The following is a 13,407-nucleotide window of genomic DNA, read 5'->3' as shown; positions in this document are numbered from 1 at the left end:
CTCTGGGGCGCCGCGCTCGGCCTTGCCGCGCTCCTGCCGCGGCGCGTCCCGCTGCCGCGCGGCATGCCTGCGATCCGCAGCGCGCCGCGTTCGACCGCTGGCACGCGGGAAAGGCACCCGCCGTTGATGCCGCCGCGATCTGGCCTGAGCTTCCCGCCGCCGATCCGACGATCCGCTCCTCGGGCGACGTCTGCGATGCGCTGGCGGGCCCGATGCCCGAACTGATGGTGCTCTGCGCCGATCTGGAGGCGCCGACCAACCACAAGCGCGGACGGACCGCCTTCGCCGCCGCTGACCGCTCGGGCAGCTATGTCCATTGCGGCGTGCGCGAACACCTGATGGGCGCCATGGCCGGCGGAATCGCCGCCCATGGCGGGCTGCGCCCGGTCGCCGTCACCTACCTGGCCTTCGCCGATTACGAGCGCCCGGCGATGCGCATGGCTGCGCTGATGGGGCTGCCCGCGCTCTTCGTCTTCAGCCATGACAGCATCGGCGTCGGCTCGAACGGGCCGACCCACCAGCCGGTGGAGATCCTGGCAAGCTTCCGCGCCCTGCCGAATTTCCTGGTCTTCCGTCCCGCTGATGCAGTCGAGACCGCCGAGGCCTGGCAGGTTGCGCTGGAGCAGGACGCGACGCCGAGCCTGCTTGCGCTGTCGCGCCAGCCCGCCGCCCGCGTCCGCCGTGACACGCGGGACAATCTCGTCCGGCGTGGCGCCTACGTGGCCAGCCCGGCGAAGGGGGAGCGGCAGGTGACGCTGCTGGCCACCGGCACCGAGGTCGGCATCGCAATGGAGGCACAGGTGCTGCTGGCGCTGCGGGGGATCCGCGCGGCTGTCGTGTCGATGCCCTGCTGGGAACTCTTCGAGCGGCAGGACCCGGCATATCGGGCCGAGGTGCTGGGCCGCGCGCCGCGGATCGCGATCGAGGCGGCGATGGACTTCGGCTGGCACCGCTGGCTGCGCGAGGGCGACCGCTTCGTCGGCATGGAGGGCTTCGGCGCCTCCGCGCGCGCCGAGGTGCTCTACGAGCATTTCGGCCTGACCCCCGTGCGCATTGCGGAAACCGCGGTGGCCATGGTCGGGGAGGTTCCCGCATGACCCGCATCGTCTTTCTCGACCGCGAGACCATCGCCCCGCAGATCGCCCTGCCCCGCCCCGGCTTCGCCCATGACTGGGCGGAGCATCGCCGCACCGCGCCCGGCGAGACCGCCGCGCGGCTTGCCGGCGCGGAGATCGCGGTCACCAACAAGGTGCGCATCGGCGCGGCGGAACTCGATGCGGCCCCGTCGCTGCGCCTCGTCGCCGTCGCGGCGACCGGGACCGACTGCGTGGACGTGGCCGCCTGCGCGGATCGCGGCGTGGCGGTCGCGAATATCCGCGGCTATTCGGTCAACACCGTGCCGGAGCATGTCTTCGCCCTGCTCCTCGCGCTGCGCCGCTCGCTCGTCCCCTATGTCACGGAGGTCCGGGACGGCGCCTGGCAGCGGGCAGGGCAGTTCTGCTTCTTCTCGGGTCCCATCCGCGACCTTTCCGGTGCGACCATGGGCATCGTCGGCAAGGGCGGCATCGGCTCGAAGGTGGCCGCGCTGGCCCGCGCCTTCGGCATGGAGGTCATCTTCGCCGCCCGTCCCGGCGAGGCCCCGCGCGGGGACCGCGTGCCCTTCGGCGAGTTCTGCGCGCGCGCCGACGTGATTTCGCTCCACTGCCCGCTGACCGAGGCCACGCGCGGCCTGTTCAGACCAGCCCGATGCGGCCGCGCCGGATCGCGGCCAGCTCGGGCTCCTTCAGCGGCCCGAAGGCGGTGCCCTTCAGCCGGATCTCGCCGCGGTCCGGCCGGTCGAGCCCCGCGAGCAGGGTCAGCAGCGTGCTCTTGCCCGAGCCGCTCTCGCCGGTCAGCGCCAAGGTCTCGCCCTGCCCCAGCGACAGCGACACCCCGTCGAGCACGGCAACGGGCCCGGTCTCTCCGGGGAAGCTCTTGGCGATGTCTTCGGCATCCAGCAACATGGGGCCGAGCCTAGCGCGCAAACCGGCGCGGGACAGGGACGGAGTGTCTCACTCTGCCGCCGCCCGCTCGGCCAGCGCCTTCACCTGCGGTCCCAGCGCCTCGACGATCAGCGCGATGCCCTCGGCGGTCGGATGCAGCCCGTCGGCCTGCAGAAGCCGCCCGCGCGCGGCCTGGCTGCCGTCATCCTCGGCCCGAAGCGGCGCGAAATAGGAGGGGAACAGGTCCGCGCCATGCGCCTCGGCGAGCTCCGGATAGACCGCGTTGAACTCGGCCTGGTAGTCCGGGCCGTAATTCCCCGGCGAGCGGAAGCCCACCAGCAGCACCGGCAGACCGGCCTCGCCCGCCCGGGTCAGGATGCCGTCGAGATTGCGCCGCACCTCCGCCGGATCGACGCCGCGCAGCATGTCGTTGGCGCCGAGCTCGACGATCAGCGCATCGACCTCCGGCCCGAGCGTCCAGCCCAGGCGCGCCAGCCCGCCCGCGGTCGTGTCGCCCGAGACCCCGGCATTCTGCACCACCGCCTCCACGCCCTCGGCCTCGAGCCAGGCCTGCATCTGCGGCACCAGCCCCTCGCCGTCGCCCAATCCGTAGCCGGCCGTCAGGCTGTCGCCGAGGGCCGCGATCACAACCGCGTCAGCATCGGCGGCAAAACCCGGGAAAGCCAGCGCAATTGCCAGCGCTGCCTTGCGGCCGGCGCCTGCAAGGCCATATCGCAGGGATGTGACACGACCAAGGAGAGACCCCATGGCCGAGCCCGTCCTCGCCCTGAAGGATGCCGCCCTCACCCTCGACGGCAATGCCGGACCGGTATCCATCCTGCACGGCATCACGCTGCAGGTGGCGCGCGGGGAGACGCTGGGGCTCACGGGGATCGGCGACGATGTCGAGGTCGGCGCCAATTCCACCATCGACAGCGGCACGATCCGCGCCACCCGCGTCGGCCGCGGCACCAAGATCGACAACCTCGTGCAGATCGGCCACAATGTCCAGATCGGCGAGGACTGCCTGCTCTGCGGCCTGGTCGGCGTGGCGGGCTCGACCAAGATCGGCAGCCGCGTGGTGCTGGCGGGCCAGGTCGGCGTCAACGACAACATCACCATCGGCGACGACGTGGTCGCGGGCGGGGCCACCAAGATCTTCACCAAGGTGCCGGCGGGCCGCGTGATCCTCGGATCGCCCGCCGTCGAGATGGCCACCCAGATGGAGATCAACAAGGGCATGCGCCGCCTGCCGCGGCTCTACCGGGATGTCGCGGCCCTCAAAAAGGCGGTTCAAAAGGAGGGGGAAAGCGACTAGATCCCGCGCGGAAACCGGAGAGAGGGGTCGGCCCATGTCTGACGTGGCGGACAAGATCATCGAAATCATTGCCGAGCAGGCGGTCCTCGACAAGAGCGACGTCTCCCCGGACAAGACGCTCGAGGATGTCGGGATCGACAGCCTCGGGCTGGTGGAAAGCATCTTCGCCATCGAGGAAGCCTTCGACATCCAGATCCCGTTCAACGCCAACGATCCGGCGGCGAGCGAGTTCGACATCTCCTCCGTGGCCGCGATCATCGCCGCCGTCGAGAAGCTGGTGGCGGAACAGCACGCATGAAGCGCGTGGTCATTACCGGCCAGGGGACGATCAATCCCCTTGGCCGCTCCGTCGCCGAGACGCTCGAGGCGATGCGCGAGGGCCGCTGCGGCATCGGTCCCCTGGAATTCCGCGATGTCGAGCGGCTGTCGATCAAGATCGGCGGGCAGGTNCAAGGGCTACGATCCCGAGACCGAGTTCAACCGCCAGCAGATCGCCCTCTATGACCGCTTCACCCAGTTCACCCTGCTGGCCGCGCGCGAGGCGATCGCCCAGTCCGGGCTGACCTTCGGCGGCGAGCTGGCGGCGCGCTCGGGTGTGGTTCTGGGCACCTCCGGCGGCGGGCTGCAGACCTCGGACGAGAACTACCGCTCGGTCTACGAAGAGGGCAAGAACCGCGTCCATCCCTTCGTCGTGCCGAAGCTGATGAACAACGCTGCGGCGAGCCATGTCTCGATGTCCTGGAACCTCAAGGGCCCGAGCTTCACCGTGGCGACCGCCTGCGCGTCCTCGAACCATGCGATGGGCCAGGCCTTCAACCTGATCCGCTGCGGCATGGCGACGGTGATGGTCACCGGCGGCTCGGAATCCATGCTGTGCTTCGGCGGGGTGAAGGCCTGGGAGGGCTTGCGCGTGATGTCGCGCGATGCCTGCCGGCCGTTCTCGGCCAACCGCAACGGCATGGTGCAGGGCGAGGGCGCCGGCGTCTTCGTCTTCGAGGAATACGAGCATGCCAGGGCCCGCGGCGCCGAGATCCTCGCCGAGGTGATCGGTTTCGCCATGACCTCGGATGCGTCCGATATCGTGATGCCCTCGAAGCAGGGCGCGGCGCGGGCGATCCGCGGCGCGATGGAGGATGCCCGCGTGCCGCGCGAGGCGGTGGGCTACATCAATGCCCATGGCACCGGCACGGCGGCCAATGACAAGACCGAATGCGGCGCGGTGGCGGATGTTTTCGGGGCCCATGCCGACAACCTGATGATGTCGTCGACGAAATCGATGCATGGCCACCTGATCGGCGGCACCGGCGCGGTGGAGCTTCTGGCCTGCATCATGGCGCTGCGCGACGGCGTGATCGCGCCGACGATCGGCTATGAAGAGCCCGATCCGGAATGCGCGCTGGACGTGGTGCCGAACGAGGCGCGCGACGCGAAGGTCGATGTCGTGCTGTCGAACGCCTTTGCCTTCGGCGGACTGAACGCGGTGCTGGCGCTGCGCGCCGCCTGAGCGGGAACCGGCCGGGCTCGGGGCCCGGCCGCATCCGTCATTGCTGGGGTGCCGCGGGGCGGCGCTGCATCTGGCGCGGCGGCAGGCCATCATAGGTGGCGGTGAAGCCCGCCAGCGACAGCGACAGATCGACATTGGTGTTCTGTGCCACCACCGGAACGATCCGGATCAGCGCCTGCGAGCCGCGCTTCATGGCGGCGATTTCGTCGCTGTTGAAGCCGATCTCGGCCATGCAGCCCGACGCGTTGCAGTACTTGAACGGGTAGCGTTTCGGAGCCCCGCCATCCACCGAGAAGGTCAGCCCGCCGGTCAGCAGGGTTTCCAGCGGGGTCACCACGAGGGCGCCGGCCGGGAAATCCGCGCCTTCGATCCGGAACAGCGTGAACTCCGCCGTGGGCGTGCCGGCCTGGTCGCGCAGAAGCTGGTACATCTGGCAGGGATCGGCCTGGCCTTCCGGCGCGCGTCCGCAGCGGACCTCCCAGTCCTGCTCGGTCTTGGGCACGTAGAGCTGGCCGGTCTGGACCTGGTCGCGGCTGGTCGGACGCTCCTGGCGGACCGGTTCGCCCGCGGAAAGGCCGGTTGCGTCGCCCGCGCCCTCGGCGGGAGCCGGAGCGGCCTGATCCTGTGCGACGGCCGCGGTCGTTGCCAGGGCAAGCGTCAGGGACAGCAGAAGTCCGGCGCCAAAGCGATTGGTCATGTTGGACGTATCCTTTCGGAATTGCATCGGTGCGGCACGCCTAGCATGGCTGCAAAGGGCTGTCAGTCCCCCTCGGGGACGCAGAAAGGCCGCGGATGAACAAGATTCGGTCAAATGAAAAAGAGGCCCGCCGGGCCTCTTTCAAGTGTTTTTTTGCTCCCTGTCGGACTGGCCGACTTATCTGTGGCCCGGACGCTAGGATGACTCGGAGCAGCGGTCAACAGGAAACAAATATTCGTTCGTCCCTTCCCGCGCCTCCGGCAGTTTCTGCTGCAGGAAGCGGCAAAAAAATGGCCACGCAGGATGCGCGGCCAGTTCAACAGGGAGGAAGACGCCGGGCGGGACGTGACACCCTGTGCCCGGCCTCTCCGACGCTAGCCGGAAATGGTTAACGCCCGGTGAGGGGCGCAACGCATGTTAACTGTCCTGGGAGCCGTTCTGGACGACCGGCGCGATCCTGATCTGGCTGATGCGGTTCTTTTCGCGGCCGAGGATCTCGAAGCGGAAATTGTGGAAGTTGAACACCTGTCCGACCACCGGCCATGGTCAGGAGCCGCATATGCGCAGCGCTGTCCAGGAGATGTGCCTTCAGCGCGCCGTCGGGCAGCGGCATCGTGACAACGTTCAGCAGCATCTGCCCAAGCGGTTCGACCTGGACCCAGAGGAAGAAAATCAGGAAGCCGCCGAGCACGCCGCCCAGCGTNGTTGCCGGAACCGCCGACGATCACCATCACCCAGATCAGGAAGGTGAAGCGGAGCGGCTGGTAGGTGCCGGGCGTCAGCTGGCTGTCGAGCGTGGTCATCATCGCGCCGGCAATGCCGCAGATGGCCGAGCCGAGGATGAAGACCTGCAGGTGGCGGCGGGTGACGTCCTTGCCCATGGCGGCAGCGGCCACTTCGTTGTCGCGGATCGCCCGCATCATCCGGCCCCAAGGGGCCTTCAGCGCGAGCTGGGTCAGCACGATCAAAACCACCAACACGACGGCGAAGAGCCCGGTATAGAGGAGCTTGACGTAGAGGGTCGAGGCCGTGACGGGATCGAACCCGAACCCGGTGGCGGCGTCGACGAAGCCCGGGTCCTGCTGCAGGTCGATCTCGTAGGGCACCGGACGCGGGATGCCGACCACGTTCTTGACGCCGCGGGCCAGCCAGTCCTCGTTCTTCAGGANTGCTGATGATGATCTCGGAAATGCCCAGCGTTGCGACCGCGAGATAATCGCTGCGCAAGCCGAGGGCGGTTTTCCCGATCACCCAGGCGGCGCCCGCGGCCAAGAGGCCGCCGACGGGCCAGGCCAGGAGAACCGGCAGGCCGAGCCCGCCGAGGAAGCCGGTCGAGGCAGGGTTCACGGCCTCGACGGCATCGCGGGCCGGATCGAAGAGGGTGCGGTAGAGGACGAAACCGGCGATGGCGAGCAGGATGGTGGTTGCAGCCCGCAACCACCCTTTTTCCATGCGTTTGCGGATTGCAATTACTGCCGCGATCACGCCGATGCCGACGAGAAGCGNCGAAGATCAGGCGCGGACCGCCTGCGGCCCAGGCCTCCTGCACCGGGGGCTCGGAAACCAGAACCGCGGCCAGCCCGCCGAGGGCCACGAAGCCCATGACCCCGACATTGAAGAGCCCGGCAAAGCCCCATTGGGTGTTCAGCCCGAGCGCCATGATTGCCGAAACCAGTCCCATGTTGACGATGTAGAGGGCGGTGTTCCAGCTCTGCAGGATGCCGGTCAGCACGATGAGCAGGGCGACCAGACAGAAGAGGGAGACAGTGCGCAGGGTCATGTCGAGGTCCCCTTGAAAAGGCCGGTGGGCTTGATGAGCAGCACGAGGACGAGGATCAGGAAGCTGACCGCGTTCTTGTACTCGGTGCCGAGCAGCTGGGCGAGTCCGTCGGGGGCAAGCCCCATCGGAAGCAGATAGGCCAGCACCTTCTTCCAGGCATAGGTCAGCCCGACTTCGGAGAAGGCGACGATGAAGCCGCCGACGATCGCGCCGACCGGAGAGCCGAGGCCGCCGACGATGGCGGCGGCGAAGATCGGCAGAAGAAGCTGGAAATAAGTGAACGGCTTGAAAGACTTGTCAAGTCCGTAGAGCGTTCCGGCGATGGTGGCGAGCGCGGCGACGAGGATCCAGGTGATGGCGACGACGCGCTCGGGGTCGATGCCGGAGAGCAGCGCCAGGTCGCGGTTGTCGGCAAAGGCGCGCATCGACTTGCCGGTGCGGGTGCGGTTCAGGAACCAGAAGAGCGCGATCATCACCACGGCGGCGGTCAGCACGGTGATGCCCTGGGTGGTCTTGATCGCCAGCCCCTCGTCGAGCCCGCTCCAGGCCTTGAAATCGCGGGCCGAGACCAGGAAGCGCGACCCGTCGTCGAAGCGCTGGTCGTCGACGCCGATGATGAAGCGGACGAGCCCGTTCATCACGAACATGACGCCGATCGAGACGATGAGCAGGATTGCCGAGCTGGCGCGCTGTTGCCGGTAGAAGCGGTAGACCATCCGGTCGGTGGCCAGCAGCAGCGCGGCGGTGGCGGCAATGCCGACGGGCAGGGCGAGGAGTGCGGTCGGCACCGGGCCGCCGGTGATGCCGACGGATTGCAGCCCCCAGGTCGCGAGGATGGTCACCATGGTGCCGAAGGCCATCGTGTCGCCATGGGCGACATTGGTGAAGCGCAGCACCGCCACCGNTCAGGGTCACGCCGAGCGCCCCCAGCGCCAGCTGCGCGCCATAGGCCGTGGCTGGAACGATCACGAAATTGGTCAGCGCCACCAGCGCGTTCAGAAGGTCCATNCGGCGTGGTCCTTTCCGCGAATGTGAAATGATGTCAGCGCTTTGCATGGTGGTTTTCATGTAAAATCACTGGGCCTCCCTGGGGCGGCACCGGCCCTCGCGGGACAGGATCTGCGCGGCCATGCCGGGCTGGTTGACGACCATCACCGCATGGCCGCCGGGGCCGATGTCGATGATGGCGTTGCGGCCGAAGTCGAAGACCTCGTCGCTGGAGAAGCTGGTCCAGGCCCCGCGCCGAGCGACGGCGAAGGGCGCGTCGCGCTCTCCCTCCGAGCGCATCAGCGCAAAGCCCTCGGCCGGGGCGGCGGTCAGCTCGAGATCGAGGCGGCTGTCGAAGGGGCGGCGGCCGTCGATCGAGGCGGTGGCGAAGCTGCAGGCGATGCCGGAAGCGGCGAGGGCGGAAAGCATGTCCATCTCACCCCCCGAGAAAGCTCTGGCGGACATGCGGGTCTGCCAGGAGCGCCGCGCCGGTATCGGTGAAACGGTTGGCGCCTTGCACGAGGACAAAGCCGGTATCGGCAATTTCAAGGGCTTGCCGCGCGTTCTGTTCGACCATCAGGATCGAGATGCCTGTGCGGGCGACCTCGATGATCCGGTCGAAGAGCTCGTCCATGACGATCGGGCTGACCCCGGCGGTGGGCTCGTCGAGCATCAGCAGCTGCGGCTTTGTCATCAGCGCGCGGCCGACGGCGACCTGCTGGCGCTGGCCGCCCGAGAGCTCGCCTGCCGCCTGGTGGCGCTTGTCGCGCAGGATCGGGAAGAGCTCGTAGACCTGCTCGATGGTCGGGCGGATGTCGTCGCGGCGCAGGAAGCCGCCCATCTCCAGGTTTTCCTCGACCGTCATCGACGGGAAGATGTTGTGGGTCTGGGGCACGAAACCCATGCCGGCCGCGACGCGGGCCTGCGGCGTCAGGGCGGTGATGTCCCTGCCGCCGAGCGTGACGCGGCCCTCGCGCAGCGGCAGCATGCCGAAGACGGCCTTCATCGCGGTCGATTTGCCGGCGCCGTTCGGGCCGACGATCACCGCGATCCGGCCCTTTTCGACCGACAGGTTGCAGCCATGCAGGATGTCGGNCAGAGCCGTAGCCGCCGCGCATGCCGACAGCGTTCAGGAAGGNGCTCGCTCNATGATGCGGTCACCTTGTTCTTCAGCCCGGTGCCCAGATAGGCCTCGATCACCTGCGGGTTCGACTTGATCTCGGCAATGGTGCCTTCGGCGAGCACGGCGCCCTCGGCCATGCAGATCACCGGATCGCAGAGGCGGCCGATGAAATCCATGTCGTGCTCGATCATGCAGAAGGTGTAGCCGCGCTCTTGGTTGAGCCGCAGGATCGCGTCGCCGATGGTGTTGAGCAGCGTCCGGTTGACGCCTGCGCCGACCTCGTCGAGAAACACGATCTTCGCATCGACCATCATCGTGCGGCCGAGCTCCAGGAGCTTCTTCTGGCCGCCCGAAAGATTGCCGGCCTTCTCGTCGGCAAGATGACCGATCGTCAGGAATTCAATGACTTCGTCGGCCTTCTTCATGTTGNGCCCGCTCTTCGGCGGCAATCCGGCGGCGATGGGCCCAGGTATTCCACAGAGTTTCGCCCGACTGGCCTGCGGGGACCATCATCAGGTTCTCGCGAACGGTGAGCGAGGAGAATTCATGGGCGATCTGGAAGGTGCGCAGCAGCCCCTTGTGGAAAAGCTGGTGCGGTTCAAGCCCGGTGATGTCCTCCCCGGCCATGGCAACCCGGCCGGAGGTTGGTTTGAGAACGCCTGCTATGCAGTTGAAAAGCGTAGTTTTCCCGGCACCATTCGGACCGATCAGCCCGGTGATCGAGCCCTTCTTGATGGTCAGGGAGGCGCCGTTGACGGCGTGGAAGCCGCCGAAGCGCATGGCGAGATTGTCGACGGTGATCATGTGCGGGCCCCATTCCGGAACGCGTGGCGGCTGGCCGCTAGCAGCATTGGAGGGTCCGGACAAGCGGCCCGGACCCCGGAACGTGGCGTCAGCGATAGCCGACGGTCTGGATTTCCCCGCCTTCGATGCTGACTTCNGCGGAAGCGGCCCGAGGNCCTCGCCGGGACCGATCAGTTCCACGTCGGAGGCGCCGACATAGTCGATCTCGCCGCCCGAGGCGAGGATCTCGAGGCCCTTGGCCAGTTCGCCGGGATAGATCTTTTCGCCCGGAGCGTTGGCGACGTCCATCACCTTGTCCTTGTAGGCGGAGGCATCTGCGCTGCCCGCGGCCTGCATCGCCAGCAGGATCAGCGCGGCGGCGTCGTAGCCTTCCTTGGCATAGACCGCCGCTCCGTCGAAGCCCGCGGCCTCGGCCAGGCCGTCGAACGTGGCGCCGCCGTCGGAATCCGAGCCCGGAAGCTGGCCGAAGGAGCCGTCGATGTCGCCGCCGAAATTCTCGGTCAGGGCGGGCGCGACCATGCCGTCGGGCAGGACGAACATGTCGAAGGCGCCGGTATCGAGCGCCGACTGGATGATGCCCGAGCCGCCCTCGTCGACATAGCCCGCCACGACCAGCNGCCTCGCCGCCCGCGGAGGCCAGCGCGCCGACCTCGGCGGAGTAGTCGCCCTTGCCGTCGTCATGCGGCGCGACCATGGTCACGGAGCCGCCCGCGGCTTCGAAGGCCTGCTGGAAGCTGTCGGCGAGGCCCTTGCCGTAGTCGTTGTTGGTATAGGTGACGGCGACTTCCGACAGGCCGTGCTCGGTGATGATCTGGGTCATCACTTCGGACTGGCGCGCATCGGAGGGCGCGGTGCGGAAGAACAGGCCGTTATCCTCGACCGTGGTCAGGCCCGGCGAGGTGGCGGAGGGAGAGATCATCACCACGCCGTTGGGGATGGCGACATTGGCCAGCACCGCGCCGGTCGCGCCCGAGCACATCGCGCCGACGATGCCCGCGACGCCGTCGGCGGTCACCAGCCGTTCGCCCGCGCGGCCGCGCGGCCCGTCACGCGGAGTTCGGCCAAGGCTTCCCAGCTGTCCTGGCCGGCCTGCATCAGCAGCCCCGCCGGGGCGCCCTGCCCTGCCGTGACATCGACGATCAGATCCACCCGCTGGGCCGGCGCCAGCACGATTTCCGCCGTCACCGGCTCCGGCGCCTCCAGCGGCATGCCGTCCAGCGCCACGGTCCAGCCCGCGAGCCCTTCCAGCCGCAGCACGAAGATCCGGGCATTGGCCGCATTGATGAGCCGCAGCCGCAGCCGCTCGTTCTGCTTCGCTTCCAGCGCGAAGTCCCAGCGGCCGTTGACCCCCGCGAGATTGCCCATCCGCCCGGCATGGCTGCGCATCATCGGGTTGGCGAAATCATCGGCGAGCCGCCCGGTCTCCGGGTCGATCAGCCAGTCGTCGAGCATCAGGATCTCGTCGCGGTCCACGTCCGGCGGCGACGGTTCGTCGACGATCAGCGCGCCCGAGAGGCCGCGCGCGACCTGCTCCATCGAGTTCGTGTGGGCGTGATACCAGTAGGTCCCGGCATCCGGCAGATCGAAGGCATAATCGAAGCTGCCGCCCGGCGGCACCGGCACCTGGGTCAGCCCCGCCACCCCGTCCATGGCGTTGTCGATGCGGATGCCGTGCCAGTGGACCGAACTCGGCACGTCGAGCCGGTTGACCAGCCGCCGCTCCAGCCGCGCGCCCTGCGCTGCCCGGATCACGGGGCCGGGAATGGTGCCGCCATAGCTCCAGACCTGCGTCGCCGGATAGCCCTCGGGAGCGAGCTGGACGGTGGCGCGCATCGCCGCCAGTTCGGCCGGCGCCGCAGGCCTGGCCGAGCTTCTGGGCCGCACCCGGCCCGGGCTGGCCGTCGAGGTCTGCAGCAGCGTCGAAGAGGCCGCTGCGGGCGGGCTCGACGGCGTCGTCAACTGCACGCCGATGGGCATGGCCAAGCTGCCGGGCTCGGCCTTCCCGGCGGATCTGCTGACCCCGGAAATGTGGGTGTCGGACATCGTCTACTTCCCCCTGGAAACCCAGCTTCTCGCCGATGCGCGCGCCAAGGGTTGCCGGGTGCTGCCCGGATCGGGCATGGCTGTCTGGCAGGCCGTGCGCGCCTTCGGCCATTTCACCGGCCTCGAGGCCGACCCGGCGGCGATGGAAGCCACCTTCCGCGCCCTCGGCGAAGACTAAGCGGAGAGACCCCATGAAGACCGCCATTGCCACCGTCTCCATCTCGGGCGACCTGCGCCGCAAGCTGAAGGCCATCGCCAAGGCGGGCTTCGACGGCGTCGAGATCTTCGAGCAGGACTTCATCGCGCAGGAAATGAGCCCGCGCGACGTCGGCAACATGATCCGCGACCACGGGCTGGAAATCCCGCTGTTCCAGCCGTTCCGCGATTTCGAGACCCTGCCCGAGCCCTGGCGCGGCCGCGCCTTTGACCGGGCCGAGCGGAAATTCGACCTGATGCAGGAGATGGGCACCGATCTGGTGCTGGTCTGTTCCTCGGTCCATCCGAAGGCCGTGGGCGGCATCGACCGCGCGGCCGAGGATTTCCGCGAACTGGGCGAGCGCGCCGCGAAACGCGGCATCCGCGTCGGTTTCGAGGCACTGGCCTGGGGCCGCCATTTCTGGGACCATCGCGATGTCTGGGAAGTCGTGCGCCGCGCCGACCATCCGAATGTCGGCATCATCCTCGACAGCTTCCACACGCTCAGCCGCAAGATCGACCCGAACTCGATCCGCTCGATCCCGGGCGACAAGGTCTTCTTCGTCCAGCTCGCCGATGCGCCCAAGATCGACATGGACCTGCTCTACTGGTCGCGCCACTACCGCAACATGCCGGGCGAGGGCGACCTGGACGTGGCGGGCTTCATGCGCGCGGTTTGCGCGACCGGCTATGCCGGGCCGATCAGCCTGGAAATCTTCAACGACCAGTTCCGGGCGGGCAAGACCGAGGCGCTGGCCCGCGACGGCTACCGCTCGCTGATCCACCTGATGGATGAGGTGCGCCGCACCGAGCCGGCCGTGGCCGAGGGCCTGGACCTGCCGGTGCTGCCGGAGCGCGCCGAGGTCTCGGACATCGCCTTCGTCGAGTTCAGCACCTCCGAGGCCGAGCGTCCGCAGCTCAACGCGCTCCTGAAATCCCTGGGCTTCTCCAAGGTCGGCCAGCACATCGCCAAG

At 68.3% G+C, this 13,407-nt stretch carries 9 protein-coding genes and 8 pseudogenes; 7 read left to right on the top strand and 10 right to left on the bottom strand.

Annotated features, from left to right (window positions below; all coding sequences use genetic code 11):
* Both C7T91_RS30990 and C7T91_RS40275 read left to right on the top strand, forming a co-directional pair.
* Window positions 1-1,097, top strand: a 1,097-nt coding sequence (locus C7T91_RS30990) for a transketolase-like TK C-terminal-containing protein (RefSeq protein ID WP_330848917.1), incomplete at its 5' end; no start/stop codon positions are given.
* Window positions 1,094-1,684, top strand: a pseudogene (locus C7T91_RS40275) (NAD(P)-dependent oxidoreductase); the annotation flags it as partial. The gene C7T91_RS30990 and the pseudogene C7T91_RS40275, both read left to right, overlap by 4 nt.
* A gap of 49 nt (window positions 1,685-1,733) precedes the next feature.
* On the opposite strand, the gene C7T91_RS34145 reads toward C7T91_RS40275, so the two are convergent.
* Together C7T91_RS34145 and C7T91_RS30975 are read right to left on the bottom strand one after the other, a co-directional pair.
* On the bottom strand, window positions 1,734-2,003 hold the full coding sequence (locus C7T91_RS34145) for an ATP-binding cassette domain-containing protein (protein WP_108263639.1): 270 nt from the start codon (window positions 2,001-2,003) through the stop codon (window positions 1,734-1,736).
* A 48-nt stretch (window positions 2,004-2,051) separates the two neighbouring features.
* Entirely contained in the window at window positions 2,052-2,750 is a 699-nt protein-coding gene (locus tag C7T91_RS30975) for an arylesterase (RefSeq protein WP_108263638.1), read from the bottom strand.
* A 109-nt stretch (window positions 2,751-2,859) separates the two neighbouring features.
* Between C7T91_RS30975 and C7T91_RS30970 the strand changes: the two are divergent.
* From C7T91_RS30970 to C7T91_RS30960, 3 genes and pseudogenes are all read left to right on the top strand, one after another.
* Window positions 2,860-3,300 (top strand): annotated as a pseudogene (locus C7T91_RS30970) (UDP-3-O-(3-hydroxymyristoyl)glucosamine N-acyltransferase); the annotation flags it as partial.
* A gap of 34 nt (window positions 3,301-3,334) precedes the next feature.
* Window positions 3,335-3,598, top strand: a complete 264-nt coding sequence (locus C7T91_RS30965) for an acyl carrier protein (RefSeq protein ID WP_108263636.1) — start codon at window positions 3,335-3,337, stop codon at window positions 3,596-3,598.
* A pseudogene (locus C7T91_RS30960) lies at window positions 3,595-4,804 on the top strand (beta-ketoacyl-[acyl-carrier-protein] synthase family protein). Before C7T91_RS30965 ends, C7T91_RS30960 begins: the two are co-directional and overlap by 4 nt.
* Before the next feature lie 37 nt (window positions 4,805-4,841).
* On the opposite strand, the gene C7T91_RS30955 reads toward C7T91_RS30960, so the two are convergent.
* From C7T91_RS30955 to C7T91_RS30920, 8 genes and pseudogenes are all read right to left on the bottom strand, one after another.
* The gene (locus C7T91_RS30955) at window positions 4,842-5,501 is read right to left on the bottom strand and encodes an invasion associated locus B family protein (protein WP_108263635.1); all 660 of its coding nucleotides are present in this window, start codon (window positions 5,499-5,501) and stop codon (window positions 4,842-4,844) included.
* Window positions 5,502-6,042: 541 nt separating this feature from the next.
* Window positions 6,043-7,281, bottom strand: a pseudogene (locus C7T91_RS30950) (branched-chain amino acid ABC transporter permease); the annotation flags it as partial.
* Window positions 7,278-8,289, bottom strand: a pseudogene (locus C7T91_RS30945) (branched-chain amino acid ABC transporter permease). The pseudogenes C7T91_RS30945 and C7T91_RS30950, both read right to left, overlap by 4 nt.
* 66 nt (window positions 8,290-8,355) lie before the next feature.
* Complete coding sequence (locus C7T91_RS30940; RefSeq protein WP_108263634.1) at window positions 8,356-8,703, bottom strand: hypothetical protein; 348 nt, start codon at window positions 8,701-8,703, stop codon at window positions 8,356-8,358.
* Between the two features lies 1 nt (window position 8,704).
* Window positions 8,705-9,386: pseudogene (locus C7T91_RS30935) on the bottom strand (ABC transporter ATP-binding protein).
* A 40-nt stretch (window positions 9,387-9,426) separates the two neighbouring features.
* Window positions 9,427-10,195 (bottom strand): annotated as a pseudogene (locus C7T91_RS30930) (ABC transporter ATP-binding protein); the annotation flags it as partial.
* A gap of 88 nt (window positions 10,196-10,283) precedes the next feature.
* Window positions 10,284-11,225: pseudogene (locus C7T91_RS30925) on the bottom strand (ABC transporter substrate-binding protein); the annotation flags it as partial.
* Complete coding sequence (locus tag C7T91_RS30920) at window positions 11,207-12,028, bottom strand: multicopper oxidase family protein (RefSeq protein WP_108263640.1); 822 nt, start codon at window positions 12,026-12,028, stop codon at window positions 11,207-11,209. The gene C7T91_RS30920 and the pseudogene C7T91_RS30925, both read right to left, overlap by 19 nt.
* Between C7T91_RS30920 and C7T91_RS38850 the strand changes: the two genes are divergently transcribed.
* Window positions 12,018-12,416: a hypothetical protein gene (locus C7T91_RS38850; protein WP_201742323.1), complete on the top strand. Its 399-nt coding sequence runs from the start codon at window positions 12,018-12,020 to the stop codon at window positions 12,414-12,416. The two genes, C7T91_RS30920 and C7T91_RS38850, sit on opposite strands and share 11 nt — an antisense overlap.
* A gap of 13 nt (window positions 12,417-12,429) precedes the next feature.
* Window positions 12,430-13,407 (top strand): sugar phosphate isomerase/epimerase family protein (locus C7T91_RS30910; protein ID WP_145963091.1); only part of this gene is annotated, 978 nt, incomplete at its 3' end.

It is taken from the genome of Mangrovicoccus ximenensis, from assembly GCF_003056725.1.
GTDB classification, from domain to species: domain Bacteria; phylum Pseudomonadota; class Alphaproteobacteria; order Rhodobacterales; family Rhodobacteraceae; genus Mangrovicoccus; species Mangrovicoccus ximenensis.
Note: the sequence above shows the minus strand (reverse complement) of the source record. Positions and strands in the feature narration are given on the sequence as shown.